24 protein-coding genes are annotated in these 26,281 nt (G+C 57.4%); 11 read left to right on the top strand and 13 right to left on the bottom strand.

Annotated features, from left to right (window positions below):
- Window positions 1–151 precede the first annotated feature (151 nt).
- A complete protein-coding gene (gene mtnA / locus MFP24_RS01660; RefSeq protein WP_249228796.1) occupies window positions 152–1,180 on the bottom strand; it encodes an S-methyl-5-thioribose-1-phosphate isomerase in 1,029 nt (342 codons plus the stop codon).
- 143 nt (window positions 1,181–1,323) lie between these two features.
- On the opposite strand from mtnA, the gene mtnK reads away from it, so the two are divergent.
- Entirely contained in the window at window positions 1,324–2,526 is a 1,203-nt protein-coding gene (gene mtnK / locus MFP24_RS01655) for an S-methyl-5-thioribose kinase (RefSeq protein ID WP_249228795.1), read from the top strand.
- 58 nt (window positions 2,527–2,584) lie between these two features.
- On the opposite strand, the gene yajD is transcribed toward mtnK, so the two are convergent.
- Complete coding sequence (yajD, locus tag MFP24_RS01650; protein WP_009111669.1) at window positions 2,585–2,935, bottom strand: HNH nuclease YajD; 351 nt, start codon at window positions 2,933–2,935, stop codon at window positions 2,585–2,587.
- Window positions 2,936–3,043: 108 nt separating this feature from the next.
- Window positions 3,044–5,494 (bottom strand): acyl-CoA dehydrogenase FadE, encoded by a 2,451-nt coding sequence (gene fadE / locus MFP24_RS01645; RefSeq protein WP_249228794.1) that lies wholly within the window; start codon window positions 5,492–5,494, stop codon window positions 3,044–3,046.
- Window positions 5,495–5,815: 321 nt separating this feature from the next.
- On the opposite strand from fadE, the gene lpcA reads away from it, so the two are divergent.
- Both lpcA and MFP24_RS01635 read left to right on the top strand, forming a co-directional pair.
- Window positions 5,816–6,397, top strand: coding sequence for a D-sedoheptulose 7-phosphate isomerase (lpcA, locus tag MFP24_RS01640; RefSeq protein WP_249228793.1), 582 nt, complete (start codon window positions 5,816–5,818; stop codon window positions 6,395–6,397).
- A gap of 53 nt (window positions 6,398–6,450) precedes the next feature.
- Window positions 6,451–7,218, top strand: coding sequence for a class II glutamine amidotransferase (locus tag MFP24_RS01635; RefSeq protein WP_249228792.1), 768 nt, complete (start codon window positions 6,451–6,453; stop codon window positions 7,216–7,218).
- On the opposite strand, the gene dpaA is transcribed toward MFP24_RS01635, so the two are convergent.
- Both dpaA and MFP24_RS01625 read right to left on the bottom strand, forming a co-directional pair.
- Window positions 7,189–7,920 carry a peptidoglycan meso-diaminopimelic acid protein amidase gene (gene dpaA, locus MFP24_RS01630; protein WP_249228791.1) on the bottom strand — a complete coding sequence of 244 codons (732 nt, stop codon included), beginning with the start codon at window positions 7,918–7,920 and terminating at the stop codon, window positions 7,189–7,191. The two genes, MFP24_RS01635 and dpaA, sit on opposite strands and share 30 nt — an antisense overlap.
- A gap of 259 nt (window positions 7,921–8,179) precedes the next feature.
- A complete protein-coding gene (locus MFP24_RS01625; RefSeq protein ID WP_249228790.1) occupies window positions 8,180–8,950 on the bottom strand; it encodes a class I SAM-dependent methyltransferase in 771 nt (256 codons plus the stop codon).
- Between the two features lie 150 nt (window positions 8,951–9,100).
- Between MFP24_RS01625 and dinB the strand changes: the two genes are divergently transcribed.
- Window positions 9,101–10,159, top strand: coding sequence for a DNA polymerase IV (gene dinB, locus MFP24_RS01620; RefSeq protein WP_249228789.1), 1,059 nt, complete (start codon window positions 9,101–9,103; stop codon window positions 10,157–10,159).
- Window positions 10,160–10,255: 96 nt separating this feature from the next.
- Here the strand turns inward: dinB and MFP24_RS01615 are convergent, their stop codons facing one another.
- The 7 genes from MFP24_RS01615 to MFP24_RS01585 all read right to left on the bottom strand — a co-directional run bounded on the left by MFP24_RS01615 (window position 10,256) and on the right by MFP24_RS01585 (window position 18,758).
- Window positions 10,256–10,852 (bottom strand): hypothetical protein, encoded by a 597-nt coding sequence (locus tag MFP24_RS01615; RefSeq protein ID WP_249228788.1) that lies wholly within the window; start codon window positions 10,850–10,852, stop codon window positions 10,256–10,258.
- Entirely contained in the window at window positions 10,852–11,901 is a 1,050-nt protein-coding gene (locus MFP24_RS01610) for an N-acetylmuramidase family protein (RefSeq protein WP_249228787.1), read from the bottom strand. The genes MFP24_RS01615 and MFP24_RS01610 overlap by 1 nt, the downstream gene beginning before the upstream one ends.
- 195 nt (window positions 11,902–12,096) lie before the next feature.
- On the bottom strand, window positions 12,097–13,557 hold the full coding sequence (pepD, locus tag MFP24_RS01605; protein ID WP_249228786.1) for a beta-Ala-His dipeptidase: 1,461 nt from the start codon (window positions 13,555–13,557) through the stop codon (window positions 12,097–12,099).
- Between the two features lie 152 nt (window positions 13,558–13,709).
- Window positions 13,710–15,326, bottom strand: coding sequence for an ABC transporter ATP-binding protein (locus tag MFP24_RS01600; protein ID WP_249228785.1), 1,617 nt, complete (start codon window positions 15,324–15,326; stop codon window positions 13,710–13,712).
- A complete protein-coding gene (locus tag MFP24_RS01595) occupies window positions 15,323–16,156 on the bottom strand; it encodes an ABC transporter permease (protein WP_249228784.1) in 834 nt (277 codons plus the stop codon). The genes MFP24_RS01600 and MFP24_RS01595 overlap by 4 nt, the downstream gene beginning before the upstream one ends.
- Window positions 16,153–17,133 (bottom strand): ABC transporter permease, encoded by a 981-nt coding sequence (locus tag MFP24_RS01590; protein WP_136167624.1) that lies wholly within the window; start codon window positions 17,131–17,133, stop codon window positions 16,153–16,155. Before MFP24_RS01590 ends, MFP24_RS01595 begins: the two co-directional genes overlap by 4 nt.
- A 2-nt stretch (window positions 17,134–17,135) precedes the next feature.
- On the bottom strand, window positions 17,136–18,758 hold the full coding sequence (locus MFP24_RS01585) for an ABC transporter substrate-binding protein (RefSeq protein ID WP_249228783.1): 1,623 nt from the start codon (window positions 18,756–18,758) through the stop codon (window positions 17,136–17,138).
- Window positions 18,759–19,002: 244 nt separating this feature from the next.
- On the opposite strand from MFP24_RS01585, the gene MFP24_RS01580 reads away from it, so the two are divergent.
- Window positions 19,003–19,764 carry a VOC family protein gene (locus MFP24_RS01580; RefSeq protein WP_249228782.1) on the top strand — a complete coding sequence of 254 codons (762 nt, stop codon included), beginning with the start codon at window positions 19,003–19,005 and terminating at the stop codon, window positions 19,762–19,764.
- Between the two features lie 61 nt (window positions 19,765–19,825).
- Window positions 19,826–20,632, top strand: a complete 807-nt coding sequence (locus tag MFP24_RS01575) for a pyrroline-5-carboxylate reductase family protein (RefSeq protein WP_249228781.1) — start codon at window positions 19,826–19,828, stop codon at window positions 20,630–20,632.
- 53 nt (window positions 20,633–20,685) lie between these two features.
- Here the strand turns inward: MFP24_RS01575 and MFP24_RS01570 are convergent, their stop codons facing one another.
- On the bottom strand, window positions 20,686–21,075 hold the full coding sequence (locus MFP24_RS01570; RefSeq protein WP_249228780.1) for a hypothetical protein: 390 nt from the start codon (window positions 21,073–21,075) through the stop codon (window positions 20,686–20,688).
- A 229-nt stretch (window positions 21,076–21,304) separates the two neighbouring features.
- On the opposite strand from MFP24_RS01570, the gene gpt reads away from it, so the two are divergent.
- The 5 genes from gpt (at window position 21,305) to proA (ending at window position 26,155) form a co-directional block, all read left to right on the top strand.
- Window positions 21,305–21,763 (top strand): xanthine phosphoribosyltransferase, encoded by a 459-nt coding sequence (gpt, locus tag MFP24_RS01565; protein ID WP_249228779.1) that lies wholly within the window; start codon window positions 21,305–21,307, stop codon window positions 21,761–21,763.
- Window positions 21,764–21,976: 213 nt separating this feature from the next.
- Window positions 21,977–23,227 carry an esterase FrsA gene (gene frsA / locus MFP24_RS01560; protein WP_249228778.1) on the top strand — a complete coding sequence of 417 codons (1,251 nt, stop codon included), beginning with the start codon at window positions 21,977–21,979 and terminating at the stop codon, window positions 23,225–23,227.
- 59 nt (window positions 23,228–23,286) lie between these two features.
- The gene (gene crl / locus MFP24_RS01555) at window positions 23,287–23,661 is read left to right on the top strand and encodes a sigma factor-binding protein Crl (RefSeq protein WP_249228777.1); all 375 of its coding nucleotides are present in this window, start codon (window positions 23,287–23,289) and stop codon (window positions 23,659–23,661) included.
- Between the two features lie 126 nt (window positions 23,662–23,787).
- Complete coding sequence (gene proB, locus MFP24_RS01550) at window positions 23,788–24,891, top strand: glutamate 5-kinase (RefSeq protein WP_249228776.1); 1,104 nt, start codon at window positions 23,788–23,790, stop codon at window positions 24,889–24,891.
- A gap of 10 nt (window positions 24,892–24,901) precedes the next feature.
- Window positions 24,902–26,155, top strand: a complete 1,254-nt coding sequence (proA, locus tag MFP24_RS01545; RefSeq protein WP_249228775.1) for a glutamate-5-semialdehyde dehydrogenase — start codon at window positions 24,902–24,904, stop codon at window positions 26,153–26,155.
- Window positions 26,156–26,281 lie beyond the last annotated feature (126 nt).

Here is a 26,281-nt window from a genome sequence, read left to right as displayed (position 1 = left end):
TCTTTCCCGGTCAGCGCCTGACCAGACTGGAGCGCTTTCAGCGCTTTGTCGAAATCGAAAGGTTGGGTCATGTATCATTCCTTTTTTGAATATATTACTGGAATGACACAGAATTTCTAACACTCCCCTGTGATATCGATTATCTTTCCCTTTAGCGCAACGCCGAGCGAAACAGGCCCTCTGTTACCGCCTGCGGCGTCACCACGCCGGTATCCAGCACCCAGCCGCTGATCAGCGCCGCCGGCGTGACGTCGAAGGCCGGGTTGTAGACCGGGGCGTTGTGCGGCGCCCACCGGCAGCGGCCGAAACCGCCGGCTACGCCGGTGACCTCCTCCGCGGCGCGTTGTTCTATCGGGATGGCGTTGCCGTCCGGGCAGTCGGGGTCGTGCGTGGTATGCGGCGCGGCGACGTAGAACGGGATCTGATGGTAGCGCGCCAGTACGGCCAGGCTGTAGGTGCCGATCTTGTTGGCGACATCGCCGTTGGCGGCGATACGATCCGCGCCCACCCATACGGCATCGACCTGGCCCTGCGCCATCAGGCCGGCGGCCATCGAGTCGCAAATCAGCCGATAAGGAATGCCCAGTTCGCCCAGCTCCCAGGCGGTAAGGCGTCCGCCCTGCAGCAGCGGGCGGGTTTCATCCACCCACACCTGCGCCACTTTTCCCGCCTGATGCGCGCGCAGCAGTACGCCGATGGCGGTGCCGATGCCGGCCGTCGCCAGCCCGCCGGTGTTGCAGTGGGTCAGCAGGCGGCTGCCGGGCTTGACCAGCGCGGCGCCGTAATCGGCGATCTGTTCGCACAGGGCGCGGTCTTCCTCCACCAGCCTTAGCGCTTCCCGCGCCATCGCCGGGGCAAACTGCGGCTGCGCCAGCGCCTGTTTCATCCGATCCAGATTATTCATCAGATTGACGGCGGTGGGGCGCGCGGCGCGCAGCGTTTCCAGCGCGTCGGCCAACTGCTGCCGGGTCAGCCCTTGTTCCGCCAGCAGGGCGAGCAGCAGGCTGGCGGAAAGGCCGATAAGCGGCGCGCCGCGTACGCGCAGCGTTTGAATATGTTCAACCAGCGCGGTAACGTCAGGGCAGGGGCGCCAGCTTTTTTCCTGCGGCAGCGCCTGCTGGTCGAGGATCCACAGCCGATCGTCAACGATTTTCAGACTGGTAGTGTTAAGTGACTGCATGAGTGGTTAAATCCATGTTGCGTTATGGCGTCAATTTTCTTATTCTGCCAATATGTTGAACGGATGTATAGACGTCCAAACGTTTTTATACCCTAAGCCGTTCGGATGCTAAAAATAGCGAATGCAGAAAGAAGGGGTTGGCAATGTCACTTTATCGCACCTTTACGGCACAGGATGCCGTGGAATATGCCCGTCAGTACGGCGGGGTGAGCGATCCGCTGGCGCTGATCGCGGCAGAAGAAATCGGCGACGGTAATCTGAATCTGGTGTTTAAAGTTCGTGATACCCAGGGCGTCAGCCGGGTGATTGTCAAACAGGCATTGCCCTACGTGCGCTGCGTCGGCGAATCCTGGCCGCTGACGCTGGATCGCGCGCGTATTGAAGCGCAAACGCTGCTGACCCATGCGCAGTTTTGCCCCCAGCATACGGTGACGGTGCTGCATCATGATGCGGAGCTGGCGGTGATGGTACAGGAAGATCTTTCCGACTATCGCATCTGGCGCAGCGAGTTGATTCAGGGGATTCACTATCCCCAGGCCGCCGCGCAGTTGGGCGAGTATCTGGCGCAAACGCTGTTTCATACGTCGGATTTTTATCAGTCCCCCCATGATAAAAAAGCGGCGGTAAGCCGCTTCACCAATCCCGAACTGTGCCAAATCACCGAAGATCTGTTCTTTACCGACCCCTATATCGACCATGAAAGAAACCAGTTCGACGCCGCGCTGCTGGACGACGTGCAGTCGCTGCGCGACGATCGGGCGCTGAAGCTGGCCGTCGCCGGATTGAAACACCGTTTTTTGAGCAAGGCGGAAGCGCTGCTGCACGGCGACATTCACAGCGGTTCGATTTTTGTGGCGGCGGGGAGCCTGAAGGCGATTGACGCCGAGTTCGGTTTTTACGGCCCCATCGGTTTCGATGTGGGAACCGCCATCGGCAACCTGCTGCTTAACTATTGCGGTTTACCCGGCCTGCTGGCGCCGCGTGAGGCGGAGGAAGGGCGCGAGCGGCGTCTTGCCGATATTCGTACGCTGTGGAACACCTTCTCCGCGCGCTTTTTGGCGCTGAATCAGGAGCGCGGACGCGAGCCTTCTTTGTCTGAGTCCGGCTATGGCGAGATCTTTTTGCAGCAGGTATGGCAGGATGCCGTCGGCTATTGCGGCACGGAACTGATTCGCCGCACCATTGGGCTGGCGCACGTCGCCGACCTCGATACCATTCAGGACGACGATGCGCGGGCGCAATCCCAGCGCCAGGCGCTGCGCCTCGGCCGGGAGTTGATTCTCGCCGCGCCGCAAATCGCCAATGAGGATGAGCTGCTGGACCGGGTGCGCCAAAGCGCGGCATAGGCAGCGGCAGACGGGGGGCGTTCGGTCGCCCCATTTCTCTCGCCCCGTCGGATGACGCCTACTTTTTCCCTTTCTCCAGCAGCGCTTTCAGATCGGCGAAGGGATTATGTGTGGCCAGGCCCACGTCTTTTTGCGCATCTTCACCGGCGACCACGGTGGAACCGTAGGTGTCGGCGTCGGTGTATTTGGAGTGCTCGTGATCGTGGCAATACAGGCACAGCATCTCCCAGTTGCTGCCGTCTTCCGGGTTATTGCCGTGGTCGTGATCGATATGGTGAACCGTTAATTCGCGCAGGTTGGAATAGACGAATTCGCGCGAACAGCGCCCGCATACCCACGGGAAGAGTTTCAACGCCTTTTCGCGATAGCCGCTTTCCAGCCGCGCGTAGTTTTTCGGGATGTATGCCATGGGGAATTACCAGTGTTAAAGAAAACAGCGTCAGTTTAACGCAGGCGCCGGGACGCGCAAATGCGTTTCGCGGAAATAAAGGGCCGCAACGTCCGGCCCTGGTCGCCATTACGCCGCCTGCGTTTTTTCCCGCCGCGCTGGTGTGGCCGTCTGTGGCGGCTGAGCCGCCAGTTTATCCGCGGCGAAATCATCAACGTTGATTGAACGCAGGCGGCTCGCTTCCGCCTTGATCAGTATTTTCGCTTCGTCCGCGGTGATAGTCCCATCCGCCAGCGCCCGTTCGGCCAGCTCGTCCAGCCGCATAAAAGGCAGGTGTCTGCCGCTGGCCTGCGACAGGCGCTGGTAAATCGGTTCCGCCGCGATAATATCCCGCAGCGCTTCTTCCAGCAGCCCCACCGGGTTGTGCTCGCTGGCGGCGAGATATTGCCCGCGGCCCAGACGGCTGCGGGTGGCGGACGGCGTTTGCAGTAGTTTTGCCACCTGGTGGTCGAGGCGGTCCGACGGGGCGTGGCAACGGCGGCCCAGCGGCAGCAGGACGACGCTCAGCAAGCCGGCCGCGGCGCGATTGGGGAAGTTGCGCAGCAGATCGGCCACCGCCCGCTCCGCCTGATGCAGGCAATCCTCAACCCCCCAGCGCACCAGCGGCAGGTCGGCCTTCTGGCGGCCTTCGTCGTCATAGCGTTTCAGCGTGGCGGAGGCCAGATAGAGCTGGCTGAGAATATCCCCCAGGCGGGCGGAAATACGTTCGCGCCGCTTCAGGCTGCCGCCCAACACGGCCAGGGAAACGTCGGCCAGCAAAGCCATATTGGCGCTCAGGCGATTGAGGCGCTGATAATAACGACGGGTCGCGTCATTGACCGGCGCGCGGCTCAGGCGGCCGTCGGTTAAACCCAGCCAGAAACTGCGCACCGCGCTGCCGCCGATATGCCCGATATGACCGAACAGCGCGCGGTCAAAGCGCGCAACGTCTTTAGTCTGCGCCGCCGCCATCTCGTCCAGCAGGTACGGATGGCAGCGTATCGCGCCCTGGCCGAAAATGATCATGCTGCGGGTCAGAATATTGGCCCCTTCTACGGTGATGGCGATCGGCGAGCCCTGATAGCTGCGGGCCAGGAAGTTGGAGGGGCCGAGACAGATGCCTTTGCCGCCGGTAATATCCATGGCGTCCATCACCGCCCGCTGGCCGCGGTGGGTACAGTGATATTTGACGATGGCGGACAGCACCGCCGGTTTTTCCCCCTGCATAATCCCGCTGGTAATCAGCGTGGCGGCGGCATCCATAACGTAGGTATTTCCGGCGATGCGCGCCAGCGGCTCTTCAATCCCCTCCATTTTGCCGATGGAGACTTTGAACTGGCGGCGAATATGCGCATAGGCGCCGACGCCCAGGGCGATGGTTTTCAGCCCGCCGGTGGAGTTGGCCGGCAGCGTGATGCCGCGCCCGACCGACAGGCATTCCATCAGCATGCGCCAGCCCTGTCCGGCCATTTTCGGCCCGCCGATAATATAATCCAGCGGAACGAAAATATTTTCCCCCTGGGTGGGGCCGTTCTGGAACGGGATGTTCAGCGGGAAATGGCGGCGGCCGATTTGGACGCCCGCGGTGTCGGTGGGGATCAGGGCGCAGGTAATGCCCAGCTCCTCCGTTTCGCCCAGCAGGCGATCCGGGTCATACAGTTTAAAAGCCAGGCCGAGCACCGTGGCCACCGGGGCCAGGGTGATATAGCGCTTGTTCCAGGTCAGGCGCATGCCCAGCACCTGCTCGCCGCGCCAGTTGCCATAGCACACCACGCCGCTGTCCGGTATGGATCCGGCGTCGGAGCCGGCTTCCGGGCTGGTGAGCGCAAAACAGGGAATTTCCTGACCGCGGGCCAGTCGGGGCAGGTAGTGATCTTTCTGCTCGTCGGTGCCGTAGTGTTGCAGCAGTTCGCCGGGACCGAGCGAGTTGGGTACGCCGACGGTAATCGCCACAATGCTGGAGACGCCGGCCAGCTTTTGCAGCACCTGCGCCTGCGCATAGGCGGAAAACTCCAGGCCGCCGTACTGTTTTTTGATGATCATGGCGAAGAAGCGGTGCTGCTTTAAAAACGCCCACAGCTCCGGCGGCAGGTCGGCGCGCTCGTGGGTGATTTCAAAGTCGTTCGCCATCCGGCAGGCTTCTTCCACCGGCCCTTCGATAAACGCCTGTTCTTCGGCGGTGAGTCGCGGCGGCGGATAGCTATGCAGTTTTTTCCAGTCCGGCGCGCCGCGGAACAGATCGCCCTCCCACCAGGTGGTGCCCGCCTCAATGGCTTCTTTTTCCGTATTCGACATCGGCGGCATGACTTTCTGCATCAGGTTGAGCGCGGAAGCCGAAAAGAGCCGGCGGCGCAACGGCGGCAGGTTGAACGGCAGCAGTAACATCACCAGCGGGATCAACAGCCACGCCGGCCACAGCAAGATGGCCGCCATGGCGGCGAAATAAGCCAGCAGAATGGCGCTGCCCAATAGTAAATTCAGGCGGTGATAGAACAGGGCGCCGATAATAATCAGTAGGAGCAGAATGCTGACAGCAACCATAGCGTGTCTCCCGCGTTGTCGTCGACTTCAGCGACCTATCCCGTTCGGCGCTCTGGTTTTTAACCCGGCGGAACCGTCGCTGACTGATAAGAGGTCTGACCTGTTGGTCTGTATTTGTTGTAGTGCACTCGACTATTTTTATCAATTCATTTACATCATAATTACAACTTAACTCACAAATCGGCGAGCCGCTCGGCGTTTTCCGCTTGTCGCCAGCGATCCTGGCGATCGTGGCATTACGCGCTTCTCGCTGTTTCGGCGATCCGCTACACTGCAAGTCAGAAGAGATAATGATGTCACTGGACAAAATGAGAGGATTCCATGTATCAGGACTTAATTCGTAGTGAACTGAACGAAGCGGCGGAAACGTTGCAGACGTTTTTGAGCGATGAGGCGAATATTCAGTCTATTCAGAATGCTGCGGTATTGCTGGCTGACTCGTTTAAAGCCGGCGGTAAAGTGATCTCCTGCGGCAACGGCGGCTCGCACTGTGACGCGATGCATTTTGCCGAAGAGCTGACGGGGCGCTACCGTGAAAACCGTCCTGGCTACCCGGCGATTGCCATTTCGGACCCCAGCCACCTTTCCTGCGTCAGCAATGACTTTGGCTATGATTTTGTTTTCTCCCGTTATATTGAATCCCTGGGGCGTGAGGGCGATGTGCTGCTGGGCATCTCAACCTCAGGTAATTCCGGCAATATTATCAAAGCCATCGCGGCGGCGAAGGCAAAAGGAATGAAGGTCATCACCCTGACGGGCAAAGACGGCGGCAAAATGGCCGGCTCGGCGGATGTGGAAATCCGCGTGCCGCATTTCGGCTACGCCGACCGCATTCAGGAGATCCATATCAAGGCGATTCATATCCTGATCCAACTGATCGAAAAAGAAATGGTTGCCAAGTGACAACCTCTTGCGACAGGTTTGACTAACGGACGGGAGAGGTTAAGAGAGTTACGATGTGTGAATTGCTTGGGATGAGCGCAAATGTACCGACAGATATCTGTTTCAGTTTTACCGGCCTGATACGGCGCGGCGGCCTGACCGGCCCGCATCGGGACGGCTGGGGGATCACGTTTTATGAAGGGCATGGCTGTCGGACGTTCAAAGATCCCCTGCCCAGCTACAATTCGCCGATAGCCCGGTTGGTGCAGGATAATCCCATCAAGTCCCGCGCGGTGATATCCCATATCCGTCAGGCGAATCGGGGAGCCGTGGCGCTGGAAAACACCCATCCCTTTACCCGGGAACTGTGGGGGCGCAACTGGACGTTCGCCCATAACGGGCAGCTGAAAGGCTATCGTTCGCTAAAAACCGGCACGTTTCGGCCGGTGGGCCAGACGGACAGCGAGTTTGCCTTCTGCTGGCTGCTGTATCAACTGTCGCTGCGCTATCCGCGCACGCCGGGCAACTGGCCGGCGGTGTTCCGCTATATTGCCGAACTGGCGAGAACCCTGCAGAAAAAGGGCGTGTTCAACATGCTGCTGTCTGACGGGCAGTTTGTGATGGGATACTGCTCCACCAAACTCTATTGGATTACCCGGCGCGCGCCCTTTGGCAAGGCGACGCTGTTGGATCAGGATATGGAGGTCGACTTCCAGCAGCAGACCACGCCCAACGATGTGGTCACGGTGATGGCCACGCAGCCGCTGACCGGGGATGAAACCTGGCATCAAATCATGCCAGGCGAATTCGTGTTATTTTGTTTCGGTGAACGCATAATTTGATATCGGCTGGCTGGTCATCAACGGCGGGCTGACGACGTATTGCCCGTTAAATACCGTGATGGCCGGCGGCTGATAGTGCTGATTGAAATAACTATAGGCCGGTTGCAGCTGACGCCAGAAAGAATAGTAGCTTGAATTGCGGTGGCGCTGCATATTGTGTTCCGTCATGCGGAACGGATAAATGGCGAGATTGATTTTCGTCTGCCCGTTAAGCAACGCGTGTTCCGCAAAACGATAAATCTCCTCCATATAATTATTGGTCATGGCGTAGCAGCCGACCGATACGCACTCGCCGTGGATCATCAGATAGCGTCCCGAATACCCTTGCGATTGGTCATATTCGTTGGGAAAGCCGATATTAATCGCGCGATAATAGCGGCTGTCCGGTTTAAGCTGGCGCAAATCAACCTGGTAGAAACCCTCCGGGCTTTTCAGATCGCCTTCCCTGCGTTTGGGGCCGAGCCCGCCGGAATATTTACAAATGGGATAATGTTCCAATAGGCGATATTCATTTCCTACTTTGGCGTAGAGCTCTAATAGCCGCTCTTCCTTAAATATCTGGATATAGATCGGCGAGCCCAATAATTGCTGTTTTAATTCTTTTTTTATCGGCGTTAGCGGCGCGGGTTCACTGGCGGCGCTGGCAACAGCAAGAGACGGCAAGAAAAACAACATCGCAAACGACAGCGCGATTTTTTGCATTGTGGATCCTGATAAATAAATAGAAGCGCTACATACGGTAAAACAATTATCGTCCCGTATACCTCTGCCTTTAGCGCTGTCACATTATCATCGCCTTAATTTTAAGCAAAGATCAAAATTGGTAAAAAGTTATTTTCTTGATAACGGCGCGGCGTAATAACCGGGCGATTTTTTTACCGGACGGCGGATTTATGCAAACCGCGCCTCCCGCCGTCCGTTTTTTTCCCTGCCGCGCTGCGGCAAATGGCCTAATCGGCGCTTAGGCTCTGGTCGCCTCGATCGTCATAATATCCGTCACAAAGCTCCCGTCGTCCTGTACTTCAAAATGCCGGGCCACTTCGTCGGCCAGCGTTTTTTGCAGTTCCCGGATGGCGACCGTGAAATGTTCGGGCGTACGCATCCGCGCAATCCAACTGCTGAACTCCAGCGTCAGACGGTCGCTGGCGACATGGCGCACGATAAATCCCGCCTCGGTAAACATGCTCAGCCATTCGCCGGGAGAATAGTCACGCACGTGCGAGGTATCGCGCAGCTTTTCCACGGTCTGTAAATAGGTGTCCAGCAGCGGATGGCCCGGAGACACCACATCCATCATGATGACCTGTCCGCCGGGCTTCAGTACCCGCCTGGCTTCACGCAGCGCCTGGCCTACATCATGCCAGTGGTGGGCGGAATAACGGCTGATAATGATATCGGCGCTGGCGTCGTCGAACGGCAGCGACTCGGCGACGCCCTGCCGGGTACGGATATTCGTCAGCCCTTTTTGTCGCGCGGTCTGGCCGACAACCTCCAGCATTGCTGCGGAAAGATCGTAAGCCACCACGTCGGCGACCGCCTGCGCGGCGACGAAACTGGCGTGTCCCGCGCCGCAGCCCAGATCGATAACGCTGGCATTGGGGAAGGGAGCCAATAGCGTGGACAGCCGTTGCAAATCTTTGCCCTGCGCATGGACCGCACTGGTCAGATAGTTTTGCGCCTGTGAGCCGAACTGGCGTTCGACGCTGCCGCTGTGATCCGATTTCTTTTCCATCATCGCTCTCTATTAAAACGGGGAACTTATTCGTTATGAAGGAGGCCGGAAACGCTTTCCCCGGCCGCCAAGCCACTATAAAGCAATCTTGCGCAACTTGTTTGCACAGATTTGTCAGTGTATATTTATACAGTATTGTTGGGGGTGGGCATGCGCAAAATTATTCATGTTGATATGGATTGCTTCTACGCGGCAATTGAGATGCGTGATAACCCGCGCCTGCGCGATATCCCGCTGGCCATTGGCGGCAGCGCCGATCGCCGTGGGGTGATCAGCACCGCCAATTATCCGGCCCGCCGCTATGGCATTCATAGCGCGATGGCGACGGCAACCGCTCTGCGCCTGTGCCCGCAGCTGACATTGCTCTCCGGGCGGATGGAGGTGTATAAGGCGGCTTCCCGCCAGATCCGTGACATCTTCGCCCGCTATACCTCGCTGATTGAACCGCTTTCTCTGGATGAAGCCTACCTGGATGTCACCGACAGCCCTTATTGCAATGGGTCCGCGACGCTGATGGCGGAGGAGATCCGCCAGGCTATTGCCGCCGAGCTGGATCTGACGGCCTCCGCCGGGGTCGCCCCCATCAAATTTCTCGCCAAGGTTGCCTCCGAGCTGAACAAACCTAACGGCCAGTTCGTTATCCCGCCGGATCGGATGGATGCATTTATATTGCAGCTGCCGCTGGCGAAGATCCCCGGCGTCGGCAAAGTCACGGCGAAGCGGCTGGAAGAGAAGGGCATGCTGACCTGCGCCGATGTGCGCCATTACTCGCTGGCCGAGCTATTAAAGCATTTCGGTAAATTCGGCCGCGTCCTGTGGGAGCGCAGCCACGGTATTGACGAGCGGCCCGTATCGCCTGACCGGCTGCGTAAATCCGTCGGCGTTGAAAAAACGCTGGCGCAGGATATTCATCACTGGCATGAGTGCGCCGGTTTAATCGAGCAGCTCTATCAGGAGCTTGAATTACGCTTAAAACGGGTCAAGCCGGATCTGCATATCGCGCGGCAGGGGGTAAAGCTGAAGTTTGATGATTTCCGCCAGACCACGCAGGAACACGTATGGCCGGTGCTGAATAAGCAGGATTTACTCACGCTGGCGCAGCAAACCTGGCGGGAGAGGCGCGATAAGCGCGGCGTACGGCTGGTGGGGCTACACGTCACCCTGCTCGACCCGCAGATTGAGCGTCAGCTGGTGTTGAATTGGGAGTGAACCTCCAGGCCATTGAAAAAGCCCGTTATTAGGGAGAGCGTGGCGAGGGGACATTGCATGGTATCCGCTATATGTCCCCTTCAACGATAAAAGATCCTAAGGTGGTGTCAGTGTTTTGAACTGTTTATCTTCAATCCAACCCCGCGTACTTTTTCTTTCATCGGATATATATTCCACCAGACTCCATCCCGATTGTTGGGTAATGATACCTACAACGTCATTTTTTACCACGTAGCCGTGGGGATTCGCTGTCTCTTTCGGCTCAATATGCAGGATGGCTTTGTTGTCGGTGATTTGTACTAACTGTATCCAATGCGTGTCGAAATTTTTCTCTAAATCCAAACCAGAGTCAATTTGCGGCATCATTACATTGATGCAGCCGGCATGTTGTTGACCTTGTGGAACGGTAAGTGTTATGCCATCTTGACTAGTCTTCAGAGTGCCAGGCCGAATGGCGTCAGACCAGGAAATAATCTCTGAATAGCCATCTTTCGATGCCTGTCCTGTCAGTGCAAATTCGCAGCTACGAGTCGTTCCTTCCCCCATCTCTTCGTGGTAGTAACCCGTAATAGCTCCTAGCGGCGACACTGCCAGAAATAAATTTTCATAAACACCTGAGAGCAGTGGCTTAGCTAACGCGTTTGTGCAATATAGAGCCAGCATCGCGGCTGATGTAATCATTAATCTTTTCATTATTTTTTCCCGGAGAGTCTGTCATATACCCTCTGCATGCGGATATCATAATCGCCATAATCTTTGCCGTTATAATTGTATGCCATAGATTGGAAATCCTTCCTCTGCATGGCGGAAAGCAGTGCCGCATTGCTCTGACAAAGTTTAAGGAAAGCGTTGAGGTGATTACCGGCATTAGCTTTCATGGCATTCACAAAGATGAAGACGTCTTTATAGCCACACGCGGCATGGTTAAAGCCCATAATCTGGAACATGCCCCAGGAGGTTGCTTTAAGTGCAGCTTCGTCATCTAGCTCATAGGCTTTCACCAGCGTATTCCATGCGGTGCGCTGGTTAGCGTTATTTTTCTGCCATTCTGGCCCCGCCTTTTTTTTGTAGCTATAAGAAAGCAACGGATGGGTTTGATCGTACTTACGCTGGCTATATTTACGAAAAATATGACCCTCGTAAGCGATGACAGGTAAGTTCAGTTCGCTAAAGCCTTCTTTGCCACCAGACTCAACGGTTGCAAAGGCGCGGATGACATTGATATCAACCTTGTTTTCCAGTATGCCTACCGCATTGATAAAGTCTTGATCCGTCAACGATGCCGAGCCATTCAACTCGGGTGAAGCCAGAGCCAGATGTGTCAACTGTGAGTTGATACTAGTATGACGAACGTTCATCAAGTAATTATCTACTATTTTGTGGGTCTGGTTCGTTTGTGAGTCGTTCTGTGGGAACAGCATAATATTGGGATGAGAGGGCTTATTGCGCATAGGGTTGGCTACTCTAGACGCTTTTTCGATCAAACCGCTGAAAGTTCTGCCGACCGGTTCAATAACACCATCAGGATGTTGAAATTTAAGGTGAATACTTTGAAACTGACTGATTGTGCGGATCAGTGTCGCTGAACATATGCCGTCTTCCGGAATTTCGTATTGTATAAGTGGTTTTATCAGATTAAACAGATACTGCACGATCATGACATCAAAGGTGTAGTTTGTTGATTTCCCAGGCATACCAACTGCGTTGCTAAGTAATGGGGGTAAATTCGATTTTTGCACCATCTCCTGCCCTTTCAAGCTGATTTAATAAAATTGAATACTAAATTCCCAGAAAACGATGTGTTGTTCCATGATGTAGCAGGCTGATTTTGATAAAGAAAAGATGAGAGTTTTCTTAAATATTCTTCAGTGGGAGAACGAGAAAGAGACGAGCTCGCAGAAAAGCGGCTTTGGCAAGCCGCTCGGTATTGTCTGTGCTCAGGCGCGTTCGGGAATGGCTTTCAGCAGGGCGGTCAGCAACTGCCAGTATTGACCGACGCTGGCGATATGCACCTGTTCGTCCGGCGAGTGGGGCCCGGTGATGGTCGGCCCGATGGAAACCATATCCATATCGGGATAGGGTTCCTTGAACAGTCCGCACTCCAGACCGGCATGGATAACCATGATGTCCGGGGTTTTGTTAAACAGCTTCTGGTAGGTTTCCCGCACCAGTTGCATAACCTGAGAGTTCGCATCCGGCTGCCAGCCGGGATAGCCGCCTTTGGGCGTGGTTTCGGCGCCCGCCAACTGGCCCAGCGCCGTCAGCGAGCCGACCACGGCGTCTTTGCCGCTGTCAATCAGAGAGCGGATCAGGCAGTTAATTTCGGCCTGTTTTTCGTCCGTGGTCACCACGCCGATGTTCAGCGAGGTTTCCACCACGCCTTTCACCACGTCGCTCATGCGGATGACGCCATTCGGCATGGCGTTCAGCAAGGCCAATAGCCGCGCGCCGACGTCTTTGGTCAGCGCCTGCGCGCTACTGTCTGATGCCTCTACTTGCAGGGTGAGATTTTTCTCCACCACGGACAGCTCGTTTTTCAGCAGCGACAGGTATTCCTGACTTAGCGCCTTGAATTGCCCTACGTTGGCCGCCGGCAACGCCAGCGTGGCGAACGCCTCGCGTGGGATGGCGTTGCGCAGCGTGCCGCCGTTCAGCGCTAGAATGCGGATATCCAGCCTGTCGGCCTGTTCGAACAGGAAGCGCGCCAGCAATTTATTGGCATTGCCCAATCCCAGATGAATATCGCAGCCGGAGTGGCCGCCTTTCAGCCCCTTGAGCGTCAGGGTCAGCGTCTGGTAACCGGCAGGCAGCGCTTCGCGCTCCAACGGCAGCCGGGTGATAAAGTCGATGCCGCCGGCGCAGCCCATGTAAACTTCGCCTTCTTGTTCCGAGTCGGTATTGATCAGAATTTCACCCTGCAACCAGTTGGGTTGCAGGCCGAACGCGCCGTCCATGCCGGACTCCTCGGTCATGGTCAGTAACACCTCCAGCGGACCGTGCTTCACGCCGCCGTCGGACAGCACGGCCAGCGCCGACGCCATGCCGATACCGTTATCCGCGCCCAGCGTGGTGCCGCGCGCTTTCACCCACTCGCCGTCAATGTACGGCTGGATGGGGTCTTTGGTGAAGTCATGCACGGTATCGTTGTTTTTCTGCGGCACCATATCCAGATGCGCCTGCAACACCACCGGTTTGCGATTTTCCATCCCCGGCGTCGCCGCTTTGCGCAGCAGAATATTGCCGACCCGATCGCGCTCGGCATAAATGCCTTTCTCTTGCGCCCAGGCCAGGATATGCGCGGCAAGCGCTTCTTCATGGTAGGAGGGATGCGGAATAGAGCAGATTTTGGCGAAAATGTCCCACAGCGGCTGCGGGTTAAGCTGAGACAATTCAGACACTATTAACGTCTCCTTTTCGGCAGGCCTGACGGCGCGGCTGGCGCGCAGGCGCTGCAAATTGCAGATGAATGACCGTCGGATAATCCGGCATGGCGAGTGGAGACAGAATATCATTTTCCGCCGGCCCTGGGGTAAGTTGCGGAAGAGTTATTTTATGGCGTCTGGAGGTTCCATCCTTTACCGGGAATCGCGTTGAGCAGCAGCTGGGTATATTCATGCTGGGGATACTGGAATACCTGATGCGTCGGCCCCTGTTCGACGATTTCTCCCGCCTTCATCACGATCACCCGATCGCAGATTTGCGCCGCCACCCGCAGGTCATGGGTGATAAAAATAAGCGACAGGCCGAGGCGCTGACGCAGTTCCGCCAGCAGGCGCAACACCTGCGCCTGAACGGAAACGTCCAGCGCGGAAACCGGCTCATCCGCCACCAGAATGCGCGGCTCCAGCGCCAGCGCCCTGGCCAGACCGATCCTCTGGCGCTGTCCGCCGGAAAACTCATGGGGATAGCGATGGATCGATTCGGGATCCAGCCCGACCAGCGAAAATAACTCTCTGGCTTTTTGCTGCGCCTGCTTGCGCGATGCGCCGTGGATTTCCAGTCCCTTGCCGACGATTTCCCCCACCGTCTGGCGTGGATTTAACGAGGCGAAAGGATCCTGGAACACCATCTGCACGGTGCGGCTCTGCCGGCGTTGACGCGTTCGATTGCTGCCGTCATGGCGCTGGTCCGCCAGGGTAATCTCGCCGCTGTCCGGCTGATAGAGCCGGACAATACAGCGGGCCAGGGTCGATTTGCCGGAACCGCTTTCGCCGACGATGCCGAGGGTGCTGCCCTGCGGCAGCGTCAGGCTGACGTCCCGCAGCGCGTGAGATACTCGCCGGTTGCGCGGCAGCCAGCCTCCCTGGCGGAATGTTTTGCTGACGTGCGCTAATGTCAGGATATCCTGACTGGCGACCGCCGGGCGCGTCGCGCCGGGGCGAAAGGACGGCACGGCGGCGATCAGCGCCTGGGTATAGGGATGCTGCGGGGCGTTGAGCACCTGCTCTGCCGGCCCCTGTTCAACCACTTCGCCGTGCTGCATGACCGCGACGCGATCGGCGATGTCGGCGACCACGCCAAAGTCATGGGTGATAAACAGCACCGAGGTGCCCTGACGCTGCTGCAATTCGCGTATCAACCGCAGGATTTGCGCCTGGGTGGTGACGTCCAGCGCGGTGGTCGGCTCGTCGGCAATCAGCACTCGCGGCTCCAGCGCCAGCGCCATGGCGATCATCACGCGCTGGCGCTGCCCGCCGGATAGCTGGTGCGGATAGGCGTGCGCGGCGGACAGCGGGTCGGGGATCTGAACGTCGATCAACAGCTGTTGCACTTTTTCCGCAATCGCCCGGCGGGAAAGGGTCGGCCGATGGGTTCGGAACATTTCGCCAATCTGGTCGGCGACGGTATGCAGGGGGTTGAGCGCCGTCATCGGCTCCTGAAAAATCATGCCGATACGGGCGCCGCGTATTTTACGCAGCGCGCTCTCCGGCAGCGACAGCAGGTCGCGGTCTTCCAGCAGGATGCTTCCTGCCTCGATGCGCGTCTGTTCCGGCAGCAGCCCCATAATGGCGCTGGCCGTCATCGATTTACCGGAGCCGCTTTCTCCCACCACGCACAGGATTTCATTTTCGCGCAGATCGAGCGACACCTGGCGCAAGGCATAAGGCCGATCGGCATTGGCCGGCAGCCTGACGCTGAGATCGGTTATCGACAGCAGTGTATTCATCGGTTTTTAAGCCTTGGATTGAGGGCGTCATTGATTCCCTGGCCGACCAGCGAGACCGACAGCACGGTGAGCAGAATGGCGATGCCGGGAATGGCGGAAACATACCACTGTTCCCGCAGTACGCTGCGGCCGCCGCCGATCAGATTTCCCCAGGAGGGAACGTTGGGGTCGGACAGATTGAGGAAGGCCAGCGCGCTTTCCAGCAAAATGGCGATCGCCATGATAACGCTGGCGTAAACCACGATGGGCGGCAGCGCATTGGGCAGAATTTCGCGAAAGATAATCGGCAGATCGCGCATCCCCAGCGAGCGCACCGCCTGGATAAATTCCCGGTTGCGCAGCGACATGAACTCGGCGCGGGTTAAGCGCGCCGCCGGGGGCCAGGAGACGATGCCGATAGCCAGAATCACGGTCTGCATGGTTGAGCCGAAGACCGCCACCAGCAACAACAGCAGCAGAAAGTTGGGCAGGATCTGAAAGGTTTCGGTGATCCTCATCAGCAGGTCGTCGATGACGCCGCCGTAATAGCCGGCCAGCGCGCCGACCACGATGCCAATCACGATGGCGATCGCCGTGGCGACGAAACCGATCATCAGCGAGACGCGCGCGCCGTGAAACAGCTGGGCGGCGATGTCGCGTCCGGCATGGTCGGTACCCAGCAGAAAGCGCGGATTTTGCCACGGCCACTGTAGCGGCCGACCGGCCAGCCGCAGCGGATTTTCGGGAAAGAACAGGTCGGCGGTCAGGGCCATGCCCACCACCACGACTAATAACGCGATACCAAATAACGACGCGGGACTGCGCGCGTAGCGCTTGAAAAAATCAATCATGACCGTTCACCGGAAATACGCGGATCCAGTTTGGCGTAAAGTACGTCCACCAGAAAATTAATGCTGATAACCAGCAGCGCGGAGACGAAAACCACGCCTAACAGCGTGTTCAGATCGCGCTGCATCACCGATTCGTAGGCCAGGCGGCCCAACCCCGGCAGGGCGAAAACGCTTTCCACCACCACCGACCCGCCCAGCATGGTGCCGGCCTGCAGGCCGATTAACGTCACCAGCGGCAGCAGCGCGTTACGCAATATATGTCTGACGACGACGTTGGTTTCGCTTAATCCTTTGGCGCGGGCGGTGCGCACGAAATCCAGCGTGGCGACTTCCAGCATCGAGGCGCGCATGATGCGCAGATAGATCGCCAGAAATATCAGCGCCAGCGTCAGCGTGGGCAATAACAGATGCCGGGCGATATCCCAGATCCTCGCCCAGCCGCTGAGTCCGCCGGCGATGGTTTCAAATCCGCCGGAGGGCAGCCAGTCGAGATAGATGGAAAACAGGAAAATCCCCATCAGGCCGAACCAGAAAGAGGGGGTGGAATAGAAAATCAGCCCCAGCAGGGAGATCAGCGTGTCCGGCCAGCGATTCACGCGCCGGGCGGCGATGATCCCCAGCACCATGCCCATAAACACCGCCAGCCCGAGCGACGATCCCATCAGCAGCAGGGTAACCGGCAGACGTTCGATAATCACGTCGGCGACGGGCTTGCCATAAATGGCCGACTGGCCGAGATCCAGGTGAACCAGACGCCACAGATAATCGCCGAGACGCACCGATACCGACTGATCCAGCGCGTAATAACGGCGCAGCTCCTCGATCATGGTGGCGTCGGCTCCGCCGACCTGCGCGACCAGCGCATCGACGGTATCGCCGGGCGCCAGCTGCAAAAGCAGGAAAATACCGATCAGAATAAGCAATAGGGCGGGGATGGCGGCCGCCAGTCGGCGGCCGCAGAGTAATAACAAATTCATTGTTACGCCTCTAGCCAGGCGTCATGCCAGCTACTCGACGGCCAGCGGGCGTTGTTCAGGCCGTTGTGGAGCTTCTTGTTGACCACGGAAAGGAACTGACGCTCGATGGCGAACCACAGCGGGAACTGTTCGTTGGCTTCGGCGACCAGTTGGGCGTACAGCGCCCGCCGTTTTTCGGGGTCGATCTCGGAAGCCGCATCGTCGATCAGCTTGTCGATAACCTCGGATTGCCAGCCATACTGATTGGTCCAGGGGGCGCCGTCCGGGCTGCCGGAGCGCAGCCACACGGTGGTGGATACCGCCGGGTCGCCCCGGTACTGATGCCAGCCGGTGGCGAGATCGAAATTGTGCTCTTTATAGACCGCCGACAGGGAGCCGGCGTAGTCGTAGTTGGCGATATCGACCTTAATCCCCACTTCCGCCAGCGATTGCTGAATAAAGGTGGCGAACAGCGCGACGTCCTCGCCGTTAAGGATCGGCACCAGTTTCAGCTTAAACCGTTCGCCGTTGGCGCCGCGCGGATAGCCGGCTTCATCCAGCAGCGCTTCGGCCTTTTGGCGGTCGAAAGGATAGGGCTGGGCGCCGTTGGGCGGATAGAACTCGGTGGAGGTCGACGGGATAATACCGGTCGCCGGTTTTCCCTGGCCGTAGAGAAAGTTTTCGATGAAAAAGGGAATATCGATGGCGTGGGCCAGCGCCCGTCTTACGCGGACGTCGGCAATTTCCTTGCGGCGGAAATTGAATTCCAGCGTGTTGTTAAAGGTATTGGCTTCGGAACCTTTGGCCGTTACCTCAAAGTCCGGATGGTTTTTCAGCCGGTCCAGATCGGCCAGCGACAGTTGGGAATAGGCGCTTAGCTGCAGCTGGCCCGTTTCCAGCGCCGCCGTCGCGGCGGATTTATCGGTAATGATGCGCCAGACGATCCGTTCTATATAGGGCTGGTCCGGCCGCCAGTAGTCGGGGTTGCGCGCGGCGATAATATATTGCCCGCGCTGGTACTCGACGAACTTGAAGGGCCCGGTGCCGACAGGGGCGGTATTGGCCGGATTTTCCAGCACGTTGCTATTCTCGTAAAGGTGGCGGGGCACCACGTAGCCCAGATCGGCCAGGGCGCGCAGCAACAGCTCAAGCGGCATGGGGCGGGAATAGCGGAATATCACCGTATGGTCGTCGGGCGTATCCACGGCGTTGAGAAACTGTTGCAGGGCGGTGCTGTAGTTAAGCTGCTTTTTCCACAGTTCGAGCGCGTTGTACTGCACATCCTTGGCGGTAAAGGGCTTACCGTCGTGCCATTTAACGTTCTCGCGCAGTTTGAAAGTGATGGTTTTACCGTCCTCCGCGCTGTGCCACTCGGTGGCCAATTGCGGAACGATCGCGCCGTTGGCGTCCAGATCCACCAGGGACTCGATAATCTTGCTGGTAACGATATATACCCCGGTGGACGCGCGCAGCGCCGGGTTCAGAATGCGTTGTTCTCCGGCGATGTGTACCCCCAACGTGCCGCCTTTGACCGGCGTCCCCGCTGCGGTGGCGTTGGTTTGCGCCGCGCTGAGGAAAGAGGTGAAAGGAAATGTTGCGGCCAGTGCGCTTGACGAGATCAGTAAACGCCGACGGGTAATATTCATTATAAAATCCCTGTGTGAATTAAATAAATGGAGAAATCATTTTCTTAGCGCAGAATAAAGTTACCGGTTATTTATAGGGAAATTACCATTTATTATATGGTTATGTGTTAATGACATATAATGCGTTGTTTTTTATATATCTATTTTTTATCTTTATAAAGATAAAAAAATCACTAACGGAAAGGCTTGAATGAATTTTTAATGATCCTAATAGCGATAAGTAAGGAATTATAAAGGAGTTATCATGGCAAAGTTGTTATGGGATCACGTGGTTCATTACGTTAATCATATTGATGAGGCCATCGCGCGCTTTAACGAAAATGGTCTGGTCGCCTTTCCCGGCGGTTCTCATCCGGGCTGGGGAACGCACAACGCGCTGAGCTATTTCGGGCTCACATATATTGAATTTCTGGGCATCCGCGATGCGGATGAACTGTCGGCGGCGGCGGATAAACAACTCTTGTGCCGCGAGCTGAAACACTATTTGCCGCAGCGGCAGATCCTGAGCCACTTGGCGTTACGTACGGACGATATCGAGGCTGTTGCGGACCGGCTGCGGCGTGAAGGGTTGCAACTGTCTCCGATTCTGGCGGGCAAGCGGCATGACGCCGGCGGTAATCTGATTGAATGGAAAATGTTCACCATTGACGGCGATTTCCAGGGGCTGGCCTATCCCTTTGTTTTGCAGTGGGGAAACGACGACGAGCAACGTCTGCGGCAGCTGCGCGAGCGCGGCATCGACCGGCCGCATCCCGCCGGGGAGGCGGCGATCCGCTCGGCCCTGTTTCACGTCGCCGCTCCGCAAGAGGTGGCGGCGCACTGGCAACGGCTGTTTTCTTTAGCGCCGGATCCTGATGATGCCGCCACATTGCACATCGGCGGGCAGCGTTTTATTTTTCGCGAAGGGGCCGAAAATCGCCTGGCGGCAATTAATCTAGAGACGGATTCTCCGCTATTGAAGGGGAACAACATCAATATTGGCTTAGGCGAATATCGTTTCAATTAAAACCCGCATAACGATCGATAACATATCCCTTATCAAAAACTATCAATTAAGAGAGGCCGTGATGGCAAAGGTACATTTTATTGGCGCGGGGCAGATGGCCGAGGCCATTATCCGCGCCGCCCTGGCAAGTAAGACATTGCTTGCCGAGCAGATCAGCATCGACGATATCGATCCCGAGCGCATCAGCCTGCTGCAGGAAAAATATCAGCTGCCGGCATCGGCCGGCTCGCCCGATGCCGCGCTGGCGCAGGCCAGGCTGATTGTTATCGGGGTGCGTCCTCAGGATGATATTGCTTCGGTCGCCGGCCGTATCCGGCAGCATGCGGCGCCGGAAAGCATCGTCATTTCCATTGTCGCCGGGGTGAAGATTAATCGCCTGGAGTCGCTGCTGGGGAATACGCGCCCCATTGCCCGGGTGATCCCCAATACCTTGACGGATACCGGATATGGCTACAGCGGCGTGGCGCTGAATAGCCATGTCCGTGCCGATGACGTCGATGATTTTCTCTCCAGCTTCGGCAAGGTGACGTATCTGGAAGAGAAGCTGATCGATATATTCACCGGTTTTGGCGTCGCGGGGCCGAATTATATCTACTATTTTATCGAGTCATTGACCGACGCAGGGGTGCTGGCCGGGTTGCCGCGCACGCTGGCCACTCGTCTGGTACTGGAAAACCTGATTGGCGCGGTGGAAATGCTCAAGCTGACGCAACTGCATCCGCGCCAGCTGCTGGATATCAACAATTCTCCCGCCGGCGTGGGAATGCACGGTTTGTATGAGCTCAACAACAGTGATTTTGCCGCGGGCTTGCAGCGTAGCGTATTGGCGGCGGTAAAACGCACCACCCAGTTGGCCGATATCGAATAAGCGGGATGCTGGAGAAAGCGGGGCGCGGGTCGCCCCGTTCTGAAAGATGAATGCTACAGGGTTTGCGCGGAGGACGGGGCGATGGTGATATCGTCGCGATTGGCGTAGATCACCACGCTGTCGCCGACAAACAGTGTCCGGTATGTCTCCTCGTCCGCTTCAACCTGATAGCGCTGCCCGCCGGCCTCGACGTCGAGAATAAAACGTTCGCTTTCCAGCGCATGTACCGGAACGTAGCCATAAAAGTTATCAATCAGCGTGAGGGTGCGCTGGGCGGGAAGATAGCATCGATGCACGATTCTCCCCGGTAGCGCCTCAGGTTTTTTCCACAGTTGCTGGAAGTTGGATTTTAATTCCGCACAAAATAGCGCCGCCAGTCCAATGATTAGAATCGTGCTTATCACGGTGAGCTGTTCTTGCACCAGAACGTAGAGTTCGGTCATGGTCGTCTCCGGCTGATTTCTCTTGCCTTGTTTAATATATTTTTCCGCCGTTAGCGTCCAATCTCTTTTTGTGCTTAGTTATCACCAAATTTTTGTTTAGACTGCATGGCAACGGCGGAAAGGTCGTTATAACGCTGGTTTTTATGTCGTTGGATATCTATAATCCCGCGCAACCTTTTTCCCCCTCAGACTCAACGTAAGCCACTTCTATTCGGCTGGGATATATTTTATGAGCGAAAAGTACGTCGTAACCTGGGACATGTTGCAAATTCAGGCCCGCAAACTGGCACAGCGCTTACTGCCTGCCGAACAATGGAAAGGCATCATTGCCGTCAGCCGCGGCGGATTGGTTCCCGGAGCGTTGCTGGCGCGCGAGCTGGGTATTCGTCATGTGGATACGGTTTGCATCTCCAGCTATGACCACGATAACCAGCGCGAAATGCGAGTGATCAAGCGCGCCGAGGGTGACGGCGAAGGTTTTATCGTCGTGGACGATCTGGTGGATACCGGCGGCACCGCGAAGGCCATCCGCGATATGTATCCCAAAGCCCATTTCGTCACTATTTTCGCCAAACCCGCCGGTAAGCCGCTGGTTGACGACTATATTGTCGACATCCCGCAGGATACCTGGATCGAACAGCCGTGGGATATGAGCGTGGTATTCGTACCGCCGCTGGCCGGCCGCTGATCGCCGCTGGTTTACCTGCGCCAATGCCCGGTTTATGCCGGGCATTGTTGCGTGTGTCGCCCATAATCTCCTCTGGATCGCCTTATTTGCGGCGGAGATGATCTGATAAGGTGTTTTCCGTGCTGCGCCGTTTGTCTTCACCATGATGAGTTGGTTACACTGGTACCCGGTTCGGTTGTCCGCTGACGGCGGCGTAGATTAACGGAGAGTGCTGTGGCGCAAGCTAACCTGTCGGAAACCCTGTTCAAACCCTCTTTCAAGCACCCTGAAACCTCGACGCTGGTCAAGCGTCCCCGTCACGCTCAGGGCGGGGCGGGAACGCACTCCGCCCTGGAGGGGGAAGATACCGGCCACTGGTATCGCATGCTTAACCGGCTGCTGTGGATCTGGCGCGGCGTTCATCCGTGGGATATTGAAGACGTGCTGGCGCGTATCGCCGTCAGCCAGGCGGAAAGAAGCAGTGAGCACTTACTGGACACGGTTATCGGCTATCGCAGCGGCAACTGGATATATGAGTGGTGCAAGCAGGGGGCAGACTGGCAGCAGCGGGCGATTGACGGTAGCGACGGCGAGCAGAGCGGTCAGTATTGGCTGAATGCCGCGAATCTGTACAGCATTGCCGCCTATCCCCATATCAAGGGCGATGAGCTGGCGGAACAGGCGCAGACCCTGGCCAACCGGGCCTACGAGGAAGCGGCGAAATATCTTCCCTATGAGCTAAAGGCGCTGACTTTCCAGATTGAGGGCGGCGGTTCGCTGACCGGATTTCTGCACCTGCCCCAGAAGGGGAAAGCCCCGTTCCCGACCATATTGATGTGCGGCGGTCTGGAGATGCTGCAAAGCGACTACTATCGCCTGTTCCATGATTACCTGGCGCCGGCCGGAATGGCCATGCTGACCATTGATATTCCGTCGGTCGGTTTCTCCTCGCGCTGGAAACTGAATCAGGATTCCAGTTTCCTGCATCAGCAGGTGCTGCGGGCATTGCCTGATGTGCCGTGGGTGGATCACTGCCGCGTTGGGGCGTTTGGTTTTCGTTTCGGGGCCAACATCGCCGTACGCCTGGCTTATCTGGAAGCGCAGCGCCTGCGCGGCGTCGCCTGCCTCGGCCCGATAGTGCATCACCTGCTGCATGATGCGAAACGGCAGCAACGGGTGCCGGATATGTTTATGGACGTGCTGGCGAGCCGGCTGGGCATGCCGTTTTCTACCGATGCGGCGCTGAAAACGGAATTAGGCCGCTATTCTCTTAAAACCCAGGGATTGCTGGGGCGGCGCTGCCCAACCCCGATGCTGGCCGGATACTGGGAGAACGACCCGCTGAGCCCGAAAGAGGAAGCATCCCTGATCGCCAATTCATCGCAGCAGGGGAAATTGCTGGCGGTGAACTTTTCACCGGTCTACCAGAATTTCCACCAGGCGTTACAGCAAATCAGCCATTGGTTAGAGCATAAGTTGGCCTAGTTGATTGATAAATTGTCATTCTCTGCTAAAAAGAATGTTCAAACCGAGGAGATTGCCGAATGATGTTACCAAGTGGACACCCGAAAAGCAGACTGATGAAAAACTTTGCTTCGCTGGGGCCCTATCTGCGTGAAGCGCAGTGCGAGCACGACCATTTTTTCTTTGATTGCCTGGCGGTGTGCGTCAACGTCAAACCCGCGCCGGAAAGCCGTGAGTTCTGGGGATGGTGGCTAAAGCTGGAAGCGCAGGAACAGACCTTTACCTATGATTACCATTTTGGTTTATTTGACAAAAGCGGCAACTGGCGTGAAGAGAAAATCAAAGATAAGGACGTGCTGGATAAGCTGAAAAGCACCAAAGAAGCCTTCCACGTTCGTCTGGAAAAACTCCTGCAATCGCTGGACCCGGTCTGTACATTAACCGCCCGACCGTGATGTTCCCTGCCTGATTCCCGATTTATTCGCGGATTTTCGCGTTGCGCCTGTTGGCATAACGCGCCCGTCCTGTTACAACATTTTCCTTATTTGTTTCTTTTTATGACTTTCAACGGCAGAAAAACTATGAGCGGCAGCCAGACTTTGGTTGTGAAACTTGGCACCAGCGTGCTGACCGGCGGTTCGCGTCGCCTTAACCGGGCCCATATTGTTGAGCTGGTGCGCCAGTGCGCGCAGCAGCATGCGGCAGGGCACCGGATTGTTATTGTCACCTCCGGGGCGATTGCCGCCGGTCGTGAACATTTGGGCTACCCGGAACTTCCGCCAACGATTGCCACCAAGCAGCTGCTGGCGGCGGTGGGGCAAAGCCGCCTGATTCAACTGTGGGAACAGTTGTTCTCCATCTATGGTATCCATATCGGGCAGATGCTGCTGACGCGCGCCGATCTGGAAGATCGCGAGCGTTTTCTCAATGCGCGCGACACCATGCGGGCGCTGCTGGATAACCACATCGTTCCGGTCATTAATGAAAATGACGCGGTGGCGACGCTGGAGATCAAAGTCGGCGACAATGATAACCTTTCCGCGCTGGCGGCCATATTGGCGGATGCGGACAAACTGCTGCTGCTGACCGATCAGGCGGGTTTGTTCACCGCCGATCCGCGGAAAAATCCGGATGCGGAGCTGATTCGTGAAGTCACCGGCATTAACGATGCGTTGCGTAACATTGCCGGCGACAGCGTATCCGGTTTGGGCACGGGCGGCATGCTGACGAAACTGCAGGCGGCCGATGTCGCCTGCCGTGCGGGCATTGATGTGGTGATCGCCGCGGGCGGCAAGCCCGGCGTTATCGGCGATGTGATAGCGGACGTGTCCGTCGGCACGCGCTTCCACGCGCTGGAAACCCCGTTGGAAAATCGTAAGCGCTGGATCTTCGGCGCTCCCCCGGCCGGTGAAATCACGGTGGATGACGGCGCGCTAGCGGCGATCCTGGAACGCGGCAGCTCGTTATTGCCCAAAGGGATCCGCGACGTGACGGGGAATTTCTCCCGCGGCGAGGTCGTGCGTATCCGTAGCCTGACCGGCCGCGATCTGGCGCATGCCGTCAGCCGCTATAACAGCGACGCGCTGCGTATGATTGCCGGGCACCACTCCCAGCAGATAGCCGACATCCTCGGTTACGAATACGGCCCGGTGGCAGTGCACCGGGACGACATGATAATTAATTAAGGAGTGCGCGATGCTTGAACAAATGGGCAAAGCGGCAAAGGCGGCCTCGTATCAGCTGGCGGTGCTGAGTACGGCCGAGAAAGACCGCGCGTTGGCGGCCATCGCCGACCTGCTGGAATCGGCAAGTTCGACGATCCTGGCCGCCAATGAGCAGGACGTGGCTCAGGCGCGGCAGAACGGCATGAGCGAAGCGCTGCTTGACAGGCTGCTGCTGACGCCGGCGCGGCTGACGGCGATAGCCAACGACGTTCGCCAGGTATGCCGCCTGACCGACCCGGTAGGGGAGGTGATCGACGGCCGTATGCTCGACAGCGGCCTGCGGCTGGAGCGCCGCCGCGTGCCGCTCGGCGTTATCGGCGTGATTTATGAAGCGCGTCCCAACGTCACCATTGACGTGGCTTCTCTGTGCCTGAAAACCGGTAATGCGGTTATTCTGCGCGGCGGCAAGGAAACCTATCGCACCAATGCCGCAACGGTAAAGGTGATCCAGCAGGCGCTGGCGCAATGCGGTTTGCCCGAGTCAGCGGTTCAGGCGATTGAAAGCCCCGATCGTGAGTTGGTGAACCAGTTACTGAAGCTGGATCGCTATATCGACATGCTGATCCCTCGCGGCGGCGCGGGTCTGCACAAACTGTGCCGCGAACAGTCGACCATACCGGTCATTACCGGCGGGGTCGGGGTGTGTCATATGTATGCGGACGAAAGTATCGATTTCGACAAAGCCCTGACGGTGATTGAAAGCGCCAAGGTCCAGCGTCCCAGCACCTGCAACAGCCTGGAAACGCTGCTGGTTAATCAAGGCATTGCGGCTCGCTTCCTGCCTGCGCTCAGCCAAAAAATGGCCGCCGCGGGCGTAACCTTGCACGCCAGCCCGTCCGCCATGCCCTTCCTGACGGATGGCCCGGCGAAAGTGGTGGCGGTGGAAGCGGCCGACTATGATGACGAATGGCTTTCCAACGACCTCAACGTCACGCTGGTAGACGGCCTGGATGAAGCCGTGGCGCACATCCGCCAGCACGGCACGCAGCATTCGGACGCCATTCTCACCCGCTCGTTGAGCAACGCGGAGCGTTTTGTGCGCGAAGTGGATTCATCGGCGGTCTACGTCAACGCCAGCACCCGCTTTACCGACGGCGGGCAGTTCGGCCTGGGCGCGGAAGTGGCGGTGAGTACGCAAAAACTGCATGCGCGCGGCCCGATGGGACTGGAAGCGCTGACCACCTACAAGTGGATCGGCTACGGCGACGATCTGGTCCGCCTCTGATGGCGTTTTTTAATCCGTAAAGTTATAGGATTCTCTGTTATTAGTTTGGAAAATTATCAGAGAATCCTTATCCTTAGCGGGACGATTATAAAACCAGCAGACGACCGCCAATCGCTTGACTTGACC

Source organism: Brenneria tiliae, from assembly GCF_023347575.1.
GTDB classification, from domain to species: domain Bacteria; phylum Pseudomonadota; class Gammaproteobacteria; order Enterobacterales; family Enterobacteriaceae; genus Brenneria; species Brenneria corticis.
Note: the sequence above shows the minus strand (reverse complement) of the source record. Positions and strands in the feature narration are given on the sequence as shown.

Bases quoted from the DNA above. Each gene is read 5' to 3' on its own strand.
- mtnA (WP_249228796.1), bottom strand. From the start codon at position 1,180: ATGCAGTCACTTAACACTACCAGTCTGAAAATCGTTGACGATCGGCTG.
- mtnK (WP_249228795.1), top strand. From the start codon at position 1,324: ATGTCACTTTATCGCACCTTTACGGCACAGGATGCCGTGGAATATGCC.
- yajD (WP_009111669.1), bottom strand. From the start codon at position 2,935: ATGGCATACATCCCGAAAAACTACGCGCGGCTGGAAAGCGGCTATCGC.
- fadE (WP_249228794.1), bottom strand. From the start codon at position 5,494: ATGGTTGCTGTCAGCATTCTGCTCCTACTGATTATTATCGGCGCCCTG.
- lpcA (WP_249228793.1), top strand. From the start codon at position 5,816: ATGTATCAGGACTTAATTCGTAGTGAACTGAACGAAGCGGCGGAAACG.
- MFP24_RS01635 (WP_249228792.1), top strand. From the start codon at position 6,451: ATGTGTGAATTGCTTGGGATGAGCGCAAATGTACCGACAGATATCTGT.
- dpaA (WP_249228791.1), bottom strand. From the start codon at position 7,920: ATGCAAAAAATCGCGCTGTCGTTTGCGATGTTGTTTTTCTTGCCGTCT.
- MFP24_RS01625 (WP_249228790.1), bottom strand. From the start codon at position 8,950: ATGGAAAAGAAATCGGATCACAGCGGCAGCGTCGAACGCCAGTTCGGC.
- dinB (WP_249228789.1), top strand. From the start codon at position 9,101: ATGCGCAAAATTATTCATGTTGATATGGATTGCTTCTACGCGGCAATT.
- MFP24_RS01615 (WP_249228788.1), bottom strand. From the start codon at position 10,852: ATGAAAAGATTAATGATTACATCAGCCGCGATGCTGGCTCTATATTGC.
- MFP24_RS01610 (WP_249228787.1), bottom strand. From the start codon at position 11,901: ATGGTGCAAAAATCGAATTTACCCCCATTACTTAGCAACGCAGTTGGT.
- MFP24_RS01600 (WP_249228785.1), bottom strand. From the start codon at position 15,326: ATGAATACACTGCTGTCGATAACCGATCTCAGCGTCAGGCTGCCGGCC.
- MFP24_RS01595 (WP_249228784.1), bottom strand. From the start codon at position 16,156: ATGATTGATTTTTTCAAGCGCTACGCGCGCAGTCCCGCGTCGTTATTT.
- MFP24_RS01590 (WP_136167624.1), bottom strand. From the start codon at position 17,133: ATGAATTTGTTATTACTCTGCGGCCGCCGACTGGCGGCCGCCATCCCC.
- MFP24_RS01585 (WP_249228783.1), bottom strand. From the start codon at position 18,758: ATGAATATTACCCGTCGGCGTTTACTGATCTCGTCAAGCGCACTGGCC.
- MFP24_RS01580 (WP_249228782.1), top strand. From the start codon at position 19,003: ATGGCAAAGTTGTTATGGGATCACGTGGTTCATTACGTTAATCATATT.
- MFP24_RS01575 (WP_249228781.1), top strand. From the start codon at position 19,826: ATGGCAAAGGTACATTTTATTGGCGCGGGGCAGATGGCCGAGGCCATT.
- MFP24_RS01570 (WP_249228780.1), bottom strand. From the start codon at position 21,075: ATGACCGAACTCTACGTTCTGGTGCAAGAACAGCTCACCGTGATAAGC.
- gpt (WP_249228779.1), top strand. From the start codon at position 21,305: ATGAGCGAAAAGTACGTCGTAACCTGGGACATGTTGCAAATTCAGGCC.
- crl (WP_249228777.1), top strand. From the start codon at position 23,287: ATGATGTTACCAAGTGGACACCCGAAAAGCAGACTGATGAAAAACTTT.
- proB (WP_249228776.1), top strand. From the start codon at position 23,788: ATGAGCGGCAGCCAGACTTTGGTTGTGAAACTTGGCACCAGCGTGCTG.
- proA (WP_249228775.1), top strand. From the start codon at position 24,902: ATGCTTGAACAAATGGGCAAAGCGGCAAAGGCGGCCTCGTATCAGCTG.